Raw genomic sequence first — 17,458 nt, 5'->3', positions numbered from 1 at the left:
CCCATCTCATTCGTGACGCGCGGAGAACTCATGCGGGTGATTGTCGTCGGAGGCGGTATTATCGGCCTCGCCACCGCGTTCTATCTGAACGCGCATGGCGTGTCAGTACAGTTGATCGAGCGGGAAGCCGATGTAGCCCGCATGACGAGCAAAGGCAATGCCGGCGTGATTTCTCCAGGCTGCGTGACACCGTGGGCCGCGCCCGGAATGCCGTTCAAGATCGTAAAGTATCTGTGGAAGCCACATTCGCCGCTGATCTATCGTCCACAATGGAATGGTCGACAGTGGATCTGGGTGCGCCGCTGGTTGCGAGAGTGCGCGGTTGAGCGATTCAATGTCAACAAGCAGCGGATGCAGCGCATCGCGTACTACAGCCAGCGGTGCCTCGCAGAGTTTCGCGGCCAGCATGAGGTTGGCTATTGGCGCAACCAGGGCTTTCTGCAAGTCTATCGCAGTGAGTTTGATGTCGAGATGGCGCAACCTGGCATCCGCGTACTGCAGGAAGCGGGCATCGCGCACCGCGTGCTGACCGGTGATGCGATCTTCGAGGTCGAGCCGTCACTGCGCTGGTCGACGGTGCGGCCGGCCGCGGCATTGCATTTACCGGATGACGAAACCGGTGACTGCGCGGTATTCGCGAGCCGGTTACGAGCAATCTGCGCGACCGCGGGCGTCGAGTTTCTGTTTGACACCGAGGTGTGCGTGCTCGATCGCGCCGGCGATGAGGTGAACGGCATTGTGGCGCGCCGCGCCAACGGCGTGGTCGAAACGCTCCACGGGGATGCGGTGATCGTTGCCGGCGGGGTCGACAGCGTAACCTTGCTCGCGCCGCTTGGCGTCGACGTGCCGCTGTATCCGGTGAAGGGCTATTCAGCGACCTTACCCGTCAAGGACGAAGCGAAGACGCTGCGTGCGGCGGTGATGGACGAGGCGCTGAAGGTTGGCATGACCCGGATGGGGCCTGTGGTGCGTGTGGCGGGCACGGCCGAACTCGGCGACTGCGCGCGCGCGTTGCGTGCAAAAGCGACTGCGACCCTCATCAAGACCGCGCGCGACTGGTTTCCTGAAGGTGTCGACTTTGATACGGATCCGCGCTTCTGGGTCGGCTTGCGGCCGATGACACCCGATGGTCCACCTATCCTCGGCGCAACGCCGTTCCGGCGGCTTTACGTGAACGTCGGCCATGGGTCGACTGGCTGGGCGATGGCGATGGGCTCCGGCCGCGTTGTCGCGGACGTCGTGACGGGTAGAACTCCCGCGATCGATTTGTCAGGCTTGACGCTGGAGCGCTACGCATGACGGATTTGTCCCGTTGCGCTGGTACTCTTGTCGGGCCTGTTCGATAAGCAAGCCGGTAATCGGCTACGGTAGCGGATCCGCTTCTGTAACAGGCGGTGTTTTCGGCAGAGCGCCGGATCGGTCCGGCAGAACAGCAGGAATTCCCCGCCATCCGGCAGTTCTCACGCTTTCGGCGCTTTTATCAGCGACCTACAATTTTTTCAATAAATGACGGCGAGGCCCTTTACGTCAAGGCGAGAAGCAAGGCAGATCACGAGTGCCACTGCTGAAGGTTGAAGGCGGACTCACATTGGGCTGAATCGCGAACAGGAGGCAATCAGAATGGTTCATCGTTTTCGCAGGACATCGACTATCAGATGCTGGCTCGCGGCGTGCGCGCTGGCCTTCGTCGGGTCGCCGACGTGGGCGGCACCGGATATGGGACTGATTGAGCCGGGACAGATCACGGTGGCATTCACCGCGTATTTCCCGCCGATTTCGTCGATCGATGCGAAGGGAAACTTTGTCGGCTTCGACGTGGACATCATGCGCGCGGTCGCCGAAGACCTCGGTCTCAAGATCAACTACGTGAACGTCAAGACCGATGGCCTGTTTCCGGGCATCAGCGCAAAGCGCTACGACGTCGGGATGGGCGCACTCGTCGATACAAAGAAGCGCGAACAGTCGGTCGATCTGGTCGACTATCTGCAGGTGGGATCAGGTTTCATCGTATCCACTGGCAATCCGAAGAAGGTGAAGACCCTCGACGATCTGTGCGGCCTCACCGTCGCGTCGACCACCGGTGACATTGGGACGATGTATGCGCATGACCAGACCGAAAAATGCGTCGCACAGGGCAAGCCCGGGGTGACGGTCCGCGAGTTCCCCGAAGGTGCGCAGGCAATGCTGCAGCTCTATAGTGGACGCGCCGACGTGATGATTCACGGCTACCCCCTGTCGGTGTATCTGGTGCAGCAGTCCGATGGCCGGCTCGAAGTCGCGGGAGAGCAGTTCAACGTCGCGCCAGAAGGCATGGCGATCTTCAAGGGCAATGTTGCGCTGCGCAATGCGCTGATGACTGGTCTCGATCACATCATCGCGAACGGCAAGTATGCGGCGATTCTCGCGAAGTATCACATCAGTGAAGCAGCGCTGCCGCATGCCACTTACAACCAGCCTTTGAGATAGCACGACACGCATCGGGGTGTTTCAACCGCGGACTTGATTCGGGAGTGCCATGAGTACCAAGCCCCATTTCGACATCGTGCTCCGGCGCAATCCGGGCCGATGGGTGTCGAGTGTCATTCTGCTATTGATCGCGCTTGCGCTGATCAACGAGGTTAGCCAGAACCGCGTCTTCCATTTCAGCACGGTTGCGCAATACATCATCGATCCGCGCATTCTCGCTGGAGTGTGTCTGACCATCTACATCACGTTCGCGTCGATGATCATCGGACTGTTTCTCGGCGCGATTGTTGCTGTGATGCGGCTGTCGAGCAACCCAGTGATGCGGGTGACGTCCGGTGGCTTTATCTGGGTGTTTCGCGGCACGCCGACGCTTGTCCAGCTGATTTTCTGGTTCAATATAGCGATCATCTTTCCCACCATTACGCTGAAGGTACCGGGCTTCGCGCCGTTCTTCAGTGTGCCGACCAATCACGTGATGACAGGCGTGCTCGCGGCATTGCTCGGCCTCGGTCTCAACGAGGGGGCATATATGGCGGAGATCGTGCGAGCCGGTATTCTAAGCGTCGACAGTGGGCAGCGCGAAGCAGCGAAGGCGCTTGGTCTCACGCCGCGACTGACTCTAATGCGCGTGATCTTGCCGCAAGCGCTTCGCGTGATCATTCCACCAACCGGCAATCAGTTTGTGTCGCTGCTGAAGGCTTCGTCGCTCGTGTCGGTGATCGCGGCGGGAGATCTGCTCACCGAAGCGACACGTATCTATAACGACAACTTTCGCATTCTCGAGCTGTTGGTGGTCGCGAGCTTCTGGTATCTGGTGCTGACGACACTCGCAACTGTCGCGCAACATTTCATCGAGAAGCGCGTATCGCGCGGTTTTGCCGCGTCGGCGCGCAAACGTCCGGGTAATCCGCCGAGGACGGATGCACTGGCGATGCCGCAGAGCAATCTTCCGCCATCAACTGAGGAAATCTGAATGAAGGCTTCTCCGCTCATCGACGCACAGGCGATCGACAAATTCTACGGTGCGGTGCAGGTGCTCAAAAACGTCAACCTGCAGGTCAGCGATGGGGAGGTCGCTTGTCTCATTGGTCCGTCGGGTGCGGGAAAGTCGACGCTACTTCGCTGCATCAATCGCCTCGAAGCGCCGGACGCTGGCATGGTGTTCATCGATGGAGAACCAGTCGGCTACCGGATGAAGGGCGGCCGCTATCACGAGTGCGATGAGAAGACGCTTGCACGACAACGCGCTCGGATGGGCATGGTATTTCAGCGCTTCAACCTCTTTCCCCATATGACGGCGATCGGGAACATCATCGAAGCGCCTGTTGCTTTGAAGCTGAAGAGTCGCAAGAAGGCGACCGAAGAGGCGTGCGAGCTACTGCGCATGGTTGGCCTCGAAGACAAGGGGCATCACTATCCATCGCAATTGTCGGGTGGACAGCAGCAACGCGTCGCAATCACGCGCGCGCTGGCGATGCAGCCGAAGGTGCTGCTGTTCGACGAGCCGACGTCCGCGCTCGATCCCGAGATGGTCGGCGAGGTGCTGGCGGTGATGAAGCGGCTCGCATCGCGCGGCATGACGATGATCGTCGTTACGCACGAAATGGGCTTTGCGCGGGAGGTGGCGGACAGCGTCCACTTCATGGTGGCGGGCGAGATCGTCGAAACGGGCAACGCGCGGGATGTGCTGTGCTCGCCGCAGGAGGCGCGTACACGCACTTTTTTAAGCCGCGTGACGGCGTCGACGGATTGACAAAGGTTTGTCGGGTAACCGTCAAATCTTGCCCTCGCGCTCGCGAAGCCCCGTTATGTCTTCATTGCGAGACGGAGTGCGTTTCGACGCATATATCCTTTCCCGGTCGAAACGATGCGGCTTTAACCAAGATCCTGGAACATAGTGTCATAGGCGGTACGGGAATGCGAAGGTCTGATCGGGGTTCGTACGACGCTATCCGGGCAGAGCCATGATGAAGTCTCCTGGAGAGAAGACGCGGGCATACGAAATCCGCGTCGCCGCGACACCCGAGACAGTAAGGAAATTCGTGTAGCAGGGCCACCGGGTAACGGTTCAGAGCGGCGCAGGCGCGAGCCAGCTATCTGGGATGCCTATACCGCCGCGGGGGCGGAATTGGTCGATGCGCCGACCGCGTTCGGCGCCGAAATTGTTCTGAAGGTTCAGTCACCGAGCGATCCGGAACTGCCGCTGCTCAATCGCGGCTCCGTACTGATCGGCATGCTCGATCCTTTCAATGCCGACAACGCTGATGACGGTATTCGCGCTCGAAGCCGCGCCGCGCACGAAACTGCCTGCCATCGACGGTATCGATCTGTTCGACAGCAAAGGTGCTGTGGTCGCAATCATTGAGAACAAGCCTGTTACGCAGGGGCTCATTGGCGGTGTATCACTATTTGCGGCAGCAGTTCAGCAAACTCGACGCAAAGGCTGCGGAAGATGGCCTCGCCATGTTTGCCTAGCATACGGTCGACGCATGCAATCGGCCCGGTGCGCATCCGAACGTCGATCGCCTGTGAGGCCTCACAGGGGGTGATGAAGCGTTGCGTATCGAAGTCGTTCCCGCCGTTGAAGGTGCAGCGACAAGCGGCAGCACCTGGTCTGTTGAATCGGAGGGTATTGTCCGGCAGGCGCTTGCGTTCCGTGCGCCGTTCGATCCACACGCAATGCGATCCGCATGTCCTCGATATTCTCCCGCGTGGTCAAGGCAAGGACCGAAGCGCGGCTCAAACCGCCGTGGGAGTGAGCGCGGATCTGCATCGCAAGTTGTCGAAGTCGGCGTATAGACGTATTGCTGATGCATTTTGCCGGATTGATGGCGGAAAACGGCGATTTTCTCTCTATCGTCCCAATTTCTGACGCAATAGACTTAATTGTAATTCAAGGAATACAAGAGTTTACAGGAATATGAAGAGGTTACGGAAAACACCAATTTAGATAATAAGGATACCAAAAGTGAATTGAATTTAGAAATTGGCATTTCATGCCAGAATTAAATACATGCGGAGGAGTTAAAAAATGAAGAGTGTCAAACTGGTTGGAGCTATAGTGCCGTTCATTGTGGCAGGTCTATCGGCCGTGGCGAACGCGCAGAATAGCATCACGCTCTACGGTCGCATTGACAATGGCATCGCCTTTGTAAACAACGCTAGCGGCACGAATGACCTCGTAACTCTGAGACACGGTTTGTCGAATTCGCGCTTCGGATTCAAAGGAGCGGAACAACTAGGCGGTGGCCTGACAGCGATATTCCAGCTTGAAAACGGTTTTAACGAGAGTACAGGTGCGCTCGGTAATGGAGGGCGTATATTCGGTCGCCAGGCATTCGTCGGATTGGCGGACCAGACTTGGGGCACAGTTACGATGGGACGACAGTACGACCCACTCGTCGATCTCATCCAGCCGATTACGGCGGACAACTTCTTCAGCAGCGTAACTGCAACTCCTGGTGACGTTGACAACTGGGACAACAGCTTGCGCGTCAATAATGCGGTTAAATATCTTTCTCCGACTTGGTCGGGCTTCACCGTAGAGGCAGTATACGGCTTGGGAGGGGTTTCTGGATCACTCGGACAGGGTGCCACCTACAGCGGCGCGGTTTCATACTCGCTCGGTAATATGTCACTCGCTGGTGGTTACTTTAGAGCGACCAACCCGAGTCCCAACACCGGAGCTAAGCGCAATATCAGCAGTGCGACCAACGCCTGGACGGGGTCGAGTGATCCTCTTTTCGATAGCGTCATAAATAACGGATATATTTCCGCTGCTTCAGTGTCAATTGCACGTGTCGGTGCACAATACGTGATCGGGCAGTTCATTCTGGCCGGTACTTATAGCAATTCGCAATACCGTAGCGACGGATTTTCCACTTTCACCGGTTCAGGGCGCTTCAATACTGGAGCCGGATCAATCACCTATCAGTGGTCGCCCGCGCTTTCGATCGGGGCCGGATACACCTATCTAAGTGCGAGTGGGAATGCATCGGCGACCTATAACCAGTACTTCGCAGGCGCAGTGTATTCGCTGTCGAAGCGCACATCGGTGTACGCCGTTGCCGGATACCAGCACGCCGGCGGTGAGCAGCTTGTGCAGAACAGCAACGGCAAAACTACGGTGCAACCGGCGCAGGCGTCGGTGGGCTCGTTCGGTTACGCTGGAACAAACAATCAGGCCATCGCAATCGTGGGCCTACGGACTGGTTTCTAACATTGACGCGCGGGCGGGTGGAGCCGCGCGTAATTCCTTCCGCACCGTGTCGCATCTGGAACGCCTGGGATGCGAATCGCGTCGCGTCCAGTGTCGGCATCCTCGCGAACCCGATCGCCCGCGACGCAGTTTAAGTGGGCAAGGAGTGAGACGAGTCAAAACGATAGGAGACACCTTCGCTTTGCCGAATATCCGCGACATTTTCGGCAGATTAGCCGCTACAAACGCTTCGACGGTAGCCCTACAATTTCTAGGCGAAGTGATGCTTTACCAGTGGGTGTGCGTTTGAAGGGAATCTGCTCCTGTCCGCATCTCCAGGGTCCATTTTGTTCAAGGACTGATAGCTATGAATAGCAGTACAGGTAAACATGGATGGGCACGGCGTGCGGGGGATGTGATTGCCGTTCCACATAAAGTGCCGAAAGATATGATTCGCCTGGGAGGGGGACTGGCGTTTCCGGGAGAGCCGCCCAATATCGTTGAGGAGGCAGCGGCCGCAGCTGCAATGCGCACAGAGGGTTTGCAGTACGGTCCTCTTTACGGGCTGAACGACTTGCGCGATGCGGTGGTCGGATATCTGGCACGGGACGGCGTTAGGGCCGAACGAGACAACATCCTGATCGTGAATGGCGCCAAGCATGGGCTAGATCTTGCGTGCTGTGTCTTCATCGAACCCGGCATGAAAGTCGAAGAACTGGAGAAAGCGTTGGCGCTGCGTCCAAGTCGACTCGAGCGAACTCGTTCAGCGCGCAGGTGACTTGAACGTCGAAGTAAATCCTGGACGTCTCAGCTTCGCCGGCCCTGTGCCTGGACGGTTTATACGCCTCGCGTACAGTTTTTGCGGTCCCGAAGAAATCCGTGCGGGCATTGCTCGCTTGGGTGAGGCCTATCGCGAGTTACACACGGCACACCACGGGGCCTGACAGGAGACGAAAACCATGAGTCGATTGATTGATCTGGGTAGTGATACTGCGACGCGCCCATCGGCTGAAATGCTGTCATTCATGGTCAATGCGCCTGTCGGTGACGATCAGCGCCAGGAGGATCCGACCGTCAACGCCTTGCAGGATCGCGTGGCAGATCTGCTAGGCCATGAAAAATCGCTCTTTCTGCCTTCAGCGACGATGGCCAATGAAATAGCGCTGAAAGTGCAGACGCAGCCGGGCGACGAGGTGATAGTCGAGCATCAGTCGCACTACGTGACTTCGGAGGCGGGTAGCCCGGGATTTCTCTCGTCGGTGATGCTGCACACGGTGGTGGGGCAGCGCGGCATTTTCACGGCAGAGCAGTTCATCGCGGGTGTGCGCCGTAAGGCGATCCATGCACCCAGAACACGTGCTGTATGTGTGGAACAGACCACCAACCGAGGTGGCGGTGCCGTCTGGTCTGTTGAGCAGTTGCAGGGCGTCGTAAATGCGGCCCGATCGCGGGACATTTACACGCATATGGACGGCTCACGATTGTTGAATGCGGTTGTCGCTTCGGGAATCGATGCAGCGACTCACGCACGCGAATTCGATTCGGTGACACTCTGTCTTTCCAAAGGGCTCGGCTGTCCGGTTGGCGCGCTGCTTGCCGGTAGCAGTGAGTTTATCCAAGAAGCGCAGCGCTACAAGCACATCTTTGGGGGCGCCATGCGTCAGGCAGGATTCGTCGCGGCAGCGGGCTTATACGCGCTCGAGCACAACGTCCTGCGACTTGCGCAGGACCACGACAATGCCCGGAGGCTGGCACAACTGCTCGACGAGATCCCTGGTGTTTCGGTCGATCTCGAAGCGGTCGAGACAAATATAGTGTTCTTCGACGTCAGACGCACCGGCATGGGCGGTAGTGAACTAATCAACCGACTCGCCCGGCGGGGCGTGAGAATGGGGGCGTGGCCCGGCGAAACGCAGGTGCGGGCGGTAACACACATGGATGTGTCGGGCGAGGAAATCGCTGAAGCGGCAGCGATTGTCGCGGAAGTTGTCCTGGCATACCGCAGAGAATGCATGGTTGATCCAAGCGCAGTGACGATGTAGTGCTATTTGGCCCAGTTTACTCGCGCAGATCGGCTGCCGCGCGATCTCTACTGAACATTGGACACCGTTCGACCTGTTGGGCGATGTCGATGAGCTTGGGTCGCATCCGTGGCCGATCTCGTAACAGACCACCGCTCGGAGATCGATCACAACGGTTTAATACTGGAGCGATACATATGAACCACCCTCTCAATGCTGATTTGCCCGACGGTCGGCAGTCCGAGAGTTCATCGCGCGGCGCGCGAGGCGTTGGTCTTGCGACGCTAACGCGCGATGGACGGGTATTGGATACCTGGTACCCCCTTCTCACTTTGACTTCTTCGGAGCGCAGCTCCGCGACGCGTGTACTGGACACTTCCGAGGCGCTGCGACTACTGGGTAACTATTGCGGCTTCGCAGGCGGTAACGACACAATCCGGCAAACAGAGGTTGTTGCAGTCGAAACCATCATAGATTCTTTGACGGCGCCCCCGCGTGACGCGCACGATGCTTATTTGCGGTTACATCTGTTGAGCCATCGTCTGGTGCTGCCGAACACGATAAATCTCGACGGACTTTTCGGCCTGCTCTCCAATGTCGGATGGACTTCGCTCGGCCCATGCTCCGTGGAGAGGCTCGACGATGCTCGTGGCGCGGCTCGCCGTGCAGGGCACTGGCTCTGCGTTACCAGTGTGGACAAAATTCCACGCATGACCGACTATGTGGTTCCGTCAGGAGTGCGCATCGCGGATGCTGACCGTGTCAGGCTTGGTGCCTACCTGGGCAGTGGGACTACAGTTATGCATGAGGGCTTTTGCAATTTTAATGCGGGTACTCTTGGCGCCTCAATGGTTGAAGGTCGAATCAGTGCTGGTGTCGTAGTGGGCGAGAACAGCGATATCGGTGGCGGGGCTTCTATCATGGGTACGTTGTCGGGCGGAGGGAAGGAGCGCATTACCGTGGGGCGTGACTGTCTGCTTGGTGCCAATTCCGGGATTGGCATCTCCCTTGGCGATCGGTGTGTTGTCGAGGCAGGTTGCTATGTGACGGCAGGCACGGTGCTCACTCTGAAAGACGGGACAAGCCTGAAGGCGGCGGCGTTGTCGGGTCAGGCAGACTGGCTCTTTCGCAGAAATTCGAGCACGGGGCGCGTTGAAGCGCTTGCACGCACAGGGAATTGGAGTGGCTTGAATGCTGCGTTACACCAGAACATCTAGTGTAGCAGCGAAGGCTAAGCGAACCCGGCTTGAGTTCGCATTTCGCCGGGACGTGTAACACGATGGAGGGCCAATCAGAGTGAAGAAGAGCGAGTCACTTGTGATCCGGGAGAACGTGCTGCTAGCGTTGGGCGACGCTTTGCCATTGGACGGTAAAAGTGCTGGCTTTATTAAAATCCCTTACTCATCCAATACATCGGCATACGGATTCATTCCTGTGCCGTTCGTAGTTGCCGGGCCATCCCGTGGCCCGCGCGTGCTGGTGATGGCGGGAACCTATGGTGACGAAACGGAATGCCAGATCGCGTTGGCGCGCCTGGCACGATCGCTGGATCCTGCAAAAATGCACGGGCAGGTAGTCATTCTCCCGATGGCCAACGAGCCCGCGGCTCAGGCCGGCCTGCGCAACTCTCCTATCGACAACGTGAGCTTGGGGCGCAGTTATCCTGGAGACGTATTCGGCAGCCCGACGGCGGTAATTGCACAGTACATTGAACGCTTCCTGATGCCGCAATGCGACCTTGTGGTTGATGCGCACAGCGGTGGTGACTCCTTGACCTACCTGCCTTGTGTATTGACCGTCGCACACAACGATATCGCCGAAATGAACAAGCGACTTGCGTTTGCTTTGGCGTTCCACGCCCCGTTGGTGCTCATCTCTTACAGCTTTGAAGAGCGCAACTCTTCGGGCGCTGCCAAGCGCGCCGGTACGGTCCGAACAGGCATCGAGATTAGCGGCCCAAAAACGATCGCAATGACCATCCAGTGCGTCGAAGAAGTATTGCGTTGGTCTGGAATTTTCGCATCAGATAGCCAACACATTGAAGACCGGTTGATTGATAGCGAAATTCTGGAGGTACATCCAGAGAGCGACTATATATATGCGCTATCGTCAGGAATGTTCGAACCAGCGATACAGTTGGGTGCGAGCGTCAAGGCTGGTGACTGTGCGGGCTTCATTCATGACGTTTCATGTCCGCTCGCTCCTCCGGACGAACTCAGCTTTACGTCATCCGGCAAGGTGGTCTGTTTACGCCCTCCAGGTCATGCCCGGCGCGGCGATTGTCTCATGCATCTGGCGACTGCGCTAAAACCTGAGACTGCCGAGCAGATTGCGGCATTGCCGCGCCCGTTTTGGGGCTTGGACGGAACCAATCCAGGCAAACAGAAGATCCGGCGGCGGTGATAGATCGTTCATATTCCGCATGCGTCGCTTTCGGGAGCGATGCGATGTGGAAAACGTAATTTTAAATTTTCATTACCTGGAATTGCTATGGATAATAGATTGCGTGTGGCGGTGGCGGGTGGTGCCGGTCGAATGAGCAGGATGCTAACAGGCGCCGTAAATAATGCGGGTGACATGGTTCTCGCGGGTGTGCTTTCCCGTCGGCCTTCACGGCCCGGTCTATCAACCGATATTGGGGAGGTACGCGACTCCGGTGGTTACGTTGAAAGTGATGTAGACGACATTCTAAAAGACGCTGACGTGCTGATTGATTTCACTCGACCAGAGGCTGTCAGTGCGCACCTGGCCGCGGCAGCGCGGCACAGAGTGGCTCTTGTGATCGGTACCACCGGGCTGTCCGATGCGCAGGTGGAAGAAATCCGGCGAACCGCCGCGGTCACTCCGATAGTGTTTGCCCCCTGCATGAGTGAAAGTGTGACCCACCTACTGTCGCTGTTGGAGCGAGCCGCTAGCATGTTCGGCGAGGGATATGATATTGAGATTGTGGAAGCGCATCATCGGAACAAGACAGACGCCCCGTCCGGTACCGCACTCGCCATGGGCGAGGCGATAGCCGCGGCGCAAGGCCGTTCTTTGGCGGAATGCGCGATATATGGACGTCAGGGAGAAACAGGGCCACGAGCGCGAGGAGCGATCGGCTTCGCTGCGGTGCGTGGTGGCGATATCGTTGGAGAACACACCGTGATGTTTCTCGGCCACGGTCATCGGATCGAGATTACGCATCGCGCGATGAGCCGGCAGGCGTATGTCGATGGTGCGCTGGAGGCGGCCCGTTTTTTGCGCGGTGGTCAGCATGGTCTCTTCGATATGAAGGACGTCGTTGGAATCCACTAAGGTGGTGGCAATTCGATGATGTGGTTCGGCAATCCACCGGGCAATGCACGATATTGGGCAGTCTGTTCGCTTCCCTCTTTCATATGCGCGATTTAGTATTTCCTATACTCCCGCCGCTAAAGCATTAAGTCAGTGGATTGGAAGAGAGATAACATGGAGACGCAATTGACCGGTCAGATAGAAAGAACTGTATTGATTTCAGGTGCTGCGTCGGGCATCGGTGCAGCAACCGCATTGCGAATTGCGCATCCGGGCACCCGTTTGTTGTTGCATACGGGTGGCCGCGGCAAGGCGCAACTAGCAGATGTGAAGGCGCGTTGTACAGCGGCCGGCGCCGAGTGCGTGACATTTGTGGGCGACTTTGGGGTGGCAGGCCAAGGGCAAGCGTGCGTCGAGTTGGCATTGTCCTCCTTCGGATCACTCGATCAGATTGTGCATGCTGCTGGGATCGTCAGGAAATCCCCGTTCGGTGAACTGACGACCGCTGAATTCAACCTCTGCATGTCCGTTATGCCGGGTGCCTTCCTGGAGATGATCACAGCAGCGCTACCCAGCCTGAGGACGTCGCCGATTGGGCGTGTGGTGGTGGTGAGTTCATTCATCGCCCACCGGATCGATGAATTTTCCTTGGCTCCCGCATCTGCTTCGGCTAAAGCCGCGATGGAGACTCTCGCACGTTGCCTCGCGCTGCAGCTAGCAAGTGACGGTACCACGGTTAATTGCGTCATTCCTGGCTACACCCAGAAGGACCCGGGCAAACTGGGTTCGCTTGATGAGGCTGGATGGAGGCGTGCGGCTGAGCGCACTCCAACCGGACGCTTGGGGGCTTCAACGGACGTTGCGGCGGCGATCGAGTTTCTTCTATCAGAAGAGGCCAGGCAGATTACAGGCACCTCGCTCACCGTTGACGGCGGTATCACACTGGGCTGACCTGTGATTGGAGCAAGACATTGAATCCGCGTCGAGTTCGAGACGTTCACCGGTTTAAGCGTATGCCCGTTGTGCCCTGGATCCGGCCATTACAGCATTGCTATTTGGATAGGAGGAGAGGAGTGCTGGCCCTGACAGATTGGTACACTCCTGTCTCGGTTTGGCTTCGGGTGTAACGGTTGTTGGAACGCCAGTACGTATGTGTCGCCATCAACAGTTGCTATTCGATCTTTGAATGATCGGCAACGTCCAGCCAATTGCTTTGAAAATGAGTATGACCTGCCAGTATCGATGACGGTATCTTTCTCCATAGGATATTGCGAGGCGACCAGCTTTGACGATTTCATGCAGTCAATGAAAGAAAATCTCGATGTCAGCCCCACCGAGGCACCGGGTGATCAAAAGTTTCGTTCGATGTTCGACAATGGCGCTAACATCCCTTGTCGCGGTATGTCATAGTGCGGGCATTGTTACCAGGATCGGAGGGTTAATGGCCACGCTAGAGAACATTCAAGCAAAGTGCTCGACTGGAGGCAGAAGCCGAAGCAATGCCCCCAAGTCGTACTACTTCCCGAATACGTCGATAACTACATTGATATCCCCGCACAGGCTACCTGAACGATAGAGCAAGTTCCACAAACAACGTGACACGGGCATTTGCGTCTCCATATCGATGTGCAATGGAAAGTGTCGTTGTGGTGTCCTCGTCGTCAAGCATACGGAACACAACGCCCGGTATCGAAATGGCACGTAGAGACGCCGGCACCAGGGCTACGCCCAGACCCGTCGCAATCAGGCCAATAAGAGTCGAAGCCTGCTGTGCTTCCTGCACGACCTTCGGTTGGAAGCCGCGTTGTGAGCACAACGATAGGGTTTGCTCGTGGATGACAACGCCGGCCTTCTGTGGATAGGCGATGAATGGCTCAGCGCGCAAATCGGCGAGGTGGACTTTCCGCGCCTTCGCGAAGCGATTATTTGATTGCACGGCCAGGAGCAACGGCTCCGTGTAGAGCGGCGCAATGGCGATGTTGGACGGGAGCGGCGCTTCGGGCGCGCGCAGTAATCCGACGTCCAGTTCGCGTTGTTCGAGCGCTTCCAGTTGTCGGGCAGACGAAAGCTCGATCAATGTGATCTTCACATTGGGCCGCTGCGTGCGGTAGGCGTGGATGAGTTTGGGGAACATGGGAGAGAGTGACGATGCGTTTGTAAACCCCACGCGCAACCGGCCGACATCTCCACTCACTGTTTCCCAAACTGACTCTTTGGCATGTTCGACGCGCGCCAGGATCGCTCGCGCGTCGTCGACGAGCGCGATACCCGCTTCGGTCAATGACACTTCCCGCCTCGTGCGATGAAACAGGCGCGCGCCGAGCTCCGCCTCGAGCGCCTGTATTCCGAGACTGAGGGGCGCTTGCGTGATGCCGAGGCGCTCGGCGCAACGCCGAAAGTGAAGCTCTTCCGCCAGGGCGACAAAGTATTCAAGATGACGGAAGTTCATTGATATGTTTTGTAAATCAATAAAATCGATTTAAAGAATAATACAAAACGCCGGCATGGACCATACTTTCGTCGACCGATAGAACTACCGGAGACGACATGAATGGAGCGGAACTGCTCGAACGCCTGCGTGGGGGCCACAACGTCGTGGCGCTAGGGATTCGAGCCTCGCGTACGCCCGAGATCGTGCGTTGGGCGAAAGCTGCTGGTTACGACACGATCTGGATCGACATGGAGCACAGCACCATGCCCGTCGATGCCGTGGCACAGATGTGTCTGTGTGCGCAGGATCTCGGACTGATGCCGTGGGTGCGCGTGCCTGAGCGCGACTACGGGACGATTAACCGCGTGCTCGACGGCGGGGCGCTTGGGATCATCGTCGCACGCATCGAAAGCGCTGAAGAGGCGCGGGTCGCCGTCACGGCTACGCGCTTTGCGCCGCTCGGCCAGCGCTCACAGATTCTCACGCTGCCGCACGTCGGCTATGCCCCGCTGCCTGTGCGTGAAATGAATGCCAAGGTGAATGCAGCGAGTGCGCTCAAGGTGCTCATCGAGAGCCGCGCGGGTGTGCAGGCCGCCGACGAAATCGCGGCGGTGGAAGGCGTGGATATCGTTGCGCTCGGCTGCAACGATCTTTCGGCAGATCTCGGCCACGCCGGCGAACCCACGCATCCCGAAGTCGTCGAGGCGTGCCGTCATGTACTCGCGGCCGCGCGTCGCCACGACAAGGTCGCGATCGTCGGTGGTATGCCCGAAGGGGAAACGCTTGCCGCGCTGCGCCGCGAAGGCGCAAAGTCGTTCCTCTTCGCGGGCATCGACACCGATCTATTTTTGGCCGCATTGCGGCAACGGGCTACACAGGCCCGTGCAATCAACTAATTCATCGAAGCAAAGAAAGTCATGGTTGCCACTACCGAAACTCCGCTTATCTCCACGCCGATGCGCGATTGCCAAACGCTCGAGCGCCCCGCGTTTGTCGTGCCCGACCTTGCCTGCGACGCGCACATGCACGTGTTCGGCCCGCTCGACCGCTACCCGTGCGTTGAGCGCCCGCATTACACGCTGCCCGACGGCAAGCTTGCTCACTATCTGCGGCTCATGGAGGTTCTGAAGCTCAAGCGCTTCGTGATCGTACAGCCGAGTTTTTACGGCACCGACAATCGCTGCATGATCGACGCGCTCGAAATGGCCGGTTCGAGCGCGCGCGGCGTCGTGATGATCGAGGAGGACACCGATGCGGCGACGCTGGATCGTTTCCACAAATCCGGCGTGCGCGCAGTGCGGCTCGACCTGTTCGCACGCTCGGCTCTGCCGACAGTCGAGATTCAGCAGTACATCGCGCGTATGGCGAAGCGCTGCGCTTCGCTCGGTTGGCATCTACAGTTCTACGCGCCGGGCTGGGTCGTGCGCAACCTGATTCCGTTTCTCGCGGATGTGCAGACCGATTTCGTGATCGACCATATGGGGTACATGCTCGAAGAGGATGGCCTCACGCAGGACGACTTCGCGCGTCTGCTCGACCTGCTGCGCAATGGCAACTGCTGGCTCAAGCTCAGCGCGCCGTATCGCATCGCGAAGCACCGCGGCTATGAAGCCGTCGCGCCGATGGCGAAGGGCATTATCGCGGCGGCTCCGCACAAGGTGATCTGGGGATCCGACTGGCCGCATATTCCCGATGGCTCACGCGATACGGGCGAACTGCTCAACCTGCTTGCGCAGTGGACCGATGATGCGGCCGTGCACCAGGCGATCCTCGCGGACAACCCGGCGCGCCTGTTCGACTTCTGAGGTGGCGGGAGAGAGGCAATCATGAACTATCAGCCAGATTCCGCCTTCGCGGGCCTGTTTCGCGCATTCACGTCGGACCCGGAGAGCATTGGTGCTCATTTGAGCGTGCAGATGGCCGAACTGGCTGCGCGCGACCCGCTCATCGTTTCGACTGGCTCCGACATCGCGCTGTTCCCGGGCGATGGCGCTCCACCGCAGATTGAGAGCTTCCGCAAATCCACGCGCGGTTTCATCGAATTGACCGCAGTCTCGCATCTGCCGCTCGCGCTTGCGTATCTGGCGCGTATGCGCGAGCTGGCGGACGACGATGGCAACGAGGCGCAGTGGCGTACCGATGCACGCCGATTGCTAGCTCACGTGCAAAAGACGCGCGAAGCCAACTCGCTGGCTCTTTGGCGCGACTACGTGAACGTTGCGAGCTTTGCGGGCTATGAGCAGAAGATTGTCGATCTCGTTGACTATACGTGCGGCGCCTCGCTGGACATGCTCGAGCGCGTGCTGAAGGACCCGGCGCAACTGAGCTTCGACACACTCAATGCGCAGTTCTTTGCGCCGCGTAAGGGCGAAGGCGTGAGCGTGCCGATGAATGACGTCATGTTCGCGACGTTCGGGCTTGCCTACCTCGATATCGTCTACCGCATCGACAACTGGCTGCGTGAACAGCAACTGGACTGGAGCCGGGCGATGGCACTGGTGAGTGGACAGTCTGGACGGCCGACTGCCGGTGTGACGTGGGCCTCGAACAATATGTGTTATCTGCTGTGGCGCGCGTCAGAGCAAGCGTTGCTGCCGGAGCGCGTACTTGTCGCGCCCCATGCGCCTTCGTTTTCGGTCGCGCAGTTGCCCGACGAGGCCGGGCTCGCGAAGCTCGAGCATGATTATCGGCTGCTATGGCTCAACACCCGCGCGAGTATCGACGTCGCCCGTAAGCTGTTTCCGAACCAGGCCGGCTATCGCTTCGAACCGCAGACGGCCGGCGCAATGCCGCCAATCACGGATCTGCGCGATCGCACGGCGACAACCGCGCGGCTGCGTCGCATCATGGAAGATCCGGCGCAACTGCTCTCCAATTGCGTGGCCGACTATATCGTCGACCAGTTGCATGCGAACGGCAACGCCCCCTCGCGAGTGCCAATACCGGGTTTCACCGATGTCGAATATCCCGCGGTCGGCAGCATGTGACTCGTCGCGTTTCGTCGCGGCAAGAAACTTCTCGATAACGATAGGGCGACGCCATGATCGTCGCCCGCAGGAGACGCAA

15 protein-coding genes and 2 pseudogenes are annotated in these 17,458 nt (G+C 58.3%); 16 read left to right on the top strand and 1 reads right to left on the bottom strand.

The genetic code is table 11. From position 1 onward, the window contains the following. The first annotated feature begins 30 nt into the window (after nt 1–30). The 13 genes and pseudogenes from QM685_RS26080 (at nt 31) to QM685_RS26020 (ending at nt 12,912) form a co-directional block, all read left to right on the top strand. Nucleotides 31–1,299 carry a D-amino acid dehydrogenase gene (locus QM685_RS26080; protein WP_415120853.1) on the top strand — a complete coding sequence of 423 codons (1,269 nt, stop codon included), beginning with the start codon at nt 31–33 and terminating at the stop codon, nt 1,297–1,299. Between the two features lie 417 nt (nt 1,300–1,716). Beyond that, the gene (locus QM685_RS26075; RefSeq protein WP_415120851.1) at nt 1,717–2,466 is read left to right on the top strand and encodes an ABC transporter substrate-binding protein; all 750 of its coding nucleotides are present in this window, start codon (nt 1,717–1,719) and stop codon (nt 2,464–2,466) included. A gap of 49 nt (nt 2,467–2,515) precedes the next feature. Further along, nucleotides 2,516–3,439, top strand: coding sequence for an amino acid ABC transporter permease (locus QM685_RS26070; RefSeq protein ID WP_415120849.1), 924 nt, complete (start codon nt 2,516–2,518; stop codon nt 3,437–3,439). Further along, nucleotides 3,440–4,219: an amino acid ABC transporter ATP-binding protein gene (locus QM685_RS26065; protein WP_415120847.1), complete on the top strand. Its 780-nt coding sequence runs from the start codon at nt 3,440–3,442 to the stop codon at nt 4,217–4,219. Nucleotides 4,220–4,430: 211 nt separating this feature from the next. Further along, nucleotides 4,431–4,766 (top strand): annotated as a pseudogene (locus tag QM685_RS26060) (NAD(P)(+) transhydrogenase (Re/Si-specific) subunit alpha); the annotation flags it as partial. A 3-nt stretch (nt 4,767–4,769) separates the two neighbouring features. Next, nucleotides 4,770–4,998: pseudogene (locus QM685_RS26055) on the top strand (DUF2322 family protein). A 499-nt stretch (nt 4,999–5,497) separates the two neighbouring features. Further along, complete coding sequence (locus tag QM685_RS26050; RefSeq protein ID WP_415120845.1) at nt 5,498–6,685, top strand: porin; 1,188 nt, start codon at nt 5,498–5,500, stop codon at nt 6,683–6,685. Nucleotides 6,686–7,031: 346 nt separating this feature from the next. Beyond that, nucleotides 7,032–7,442, top strand: coding sequence for an aminotransferase class I/II-fold pyridoxal phosphate-dependent enzyme (locus QM685_RS26045; protein ID WP_415120843.1), 411 nt, complete (start codon nt 7,032–7,034; stop codon nt 7,440–7,442). Nucleotides 7,443–7,623: 181 nt separating this feature from the next. Further along, the gene (locus tag QM685_RS26040) at nt 7,624–8,706 is read left to right on the top strand and encodes a threonine aldolase family protein (RefSeq protein WP_415120841.1); all 1,083 of its coding nucleotides are present in this window, start codon (nt 7,624–7,626) and stop codon (nt 8,704–8,706) included. 176 nt (nt 8,707–8,882) lie between these two features. Continuing rightward, nucleotides 8,883–9,902, top strand: coding sequence for a 2,3,4,5-tetrahydropyridine-2,6-dicarboxylate N-succinyltransferase (dapD, locus tag QM685_RS26035; protein WP_415120839.1), 1,020 nt, complete (start codon nt 8,883–8,885; stop codon nt 9,900–9,902). Nucleotides 9,903–9,981: 79 nt separating this feature from the next. Continuing rightward, nucleotides 9,982–11,088, top strand: coding sequence for a succinylglutamate desuccinylase/aspartoacylase family protein (locus QM685_RS26030; RefSeq protein ID WP_415120837.1), 1,107 nt, complete (start codon nt 9,982–9,984; stop codon nt 11,086–11,088). Nucleotides 11,089–11,187: 99 nt separating this feature from the next. Then, nucleotides 11,188–11,982 carry a 4-hydroxy-tetrahydrodipicolinate reductase gene (dapB, locus tag QM685_RS26025; protein ID WP_415120968.1) on the top strand — a complete coding sequence of 265 codons (795 nt, stop codon included), beginning with the start codon at nt 11,188–11,190 and terminating at the stop codon, nt 11,980–11,982. A 153-nt stretch (nt 11,983–12,135) separates the two neighbouring features. Continuing rightward, the gene (locus QM685_RS26020) at nt 12,136–12,912 is read left to right on the top strand and encodes an SDR family NAD(P)-dependent oxidoreductase (RefSeq protein ID WP_415120835.1); all 777 of its coding nucleotides are present in this window, start codon (nt 12,136–12,138) and stop codon (nt 12,910–12,912) included. Nucleotides 12,913–13,522: 610 nt separating this feature from the next. Here QM685_RS26020 and QM685_RS26015 read toward each other — a convergent pair. Then, complete coding sequence (locus tag QM685_RS26015; RefSeq protein ID WP_415120833.1) at nt 13,523–14,410, bottom strand: LysR family transcriptional regulator; 888 nt, start codon at nt 14,408–14,410, stop codon at nt 13,523–13,525. A 98-nt stretch (nt 14,411–14,508) separates the two neighbouring features. Here QM685_RS26015 and QM685_RS26010 point away from each other — a divergent pair, with 98 nt between their 5' ends. The 3 genes from QM685_RS26010 to QM685_RS26000 are packed head-to-tail and all read left to right on the top strand — an operon-like array spanning nt 14,509 to nt 17,379. Further along, the gene (locus tag QM685_RS26010; protein ID WP_415120831.1) at nt 14,509–15,288 is read left to right on the top strand and encodes an HpcH/HpaI aldolase family protein; all 780 of its coding nucleotides are present in this window, start codon (nt 14,509–14,511) and stop codon (nt 15,286–15,288) included. A gap of 21 nt (nt 15,289–15,309) precedes the next feature. Next, nucleotides 15,310–16,197, top strand: coding sequence for an amidohydrolase family protein (locus tag QM685_RS26005; protein WP_415120829.1), 888 nt, complete (start codon nt 15,310–15,312; stop codon nt 16,195–16,197). Between the two features lie 21 nt (nt 16,198–16,218). Then, nucleotides 16,219–17,379 carry a DUF5624 domain-containing protein gene (locus QM685_RS26000; RefSeq protein ID WP_415120827.1) on the top strand — a complete coding sequence of 387 codons (1,161 nt, stop codon included), beginning with the start codon at nt 16,219–16,221 and terminating at the stop codon, nt 17,377–17,379. Nucleotides 17,380–17,458: the final 79 nt, after the last annotated feature.

Origin of the sequence: Paraburkholderia sp. (assembly GCF_047605525.1) — a bacterium.
Classification (GTDB): domain Bacteria; phylum Pseudomonadota; class Gammaproteobacteria; order Burkholderiales; family Burkholderiaceae; genus Paraburkholderia.
Note: the sequence above shows the minus strand (reverse complement) of the source record. Positions and strands in the feature narration are given on the sequence as shown.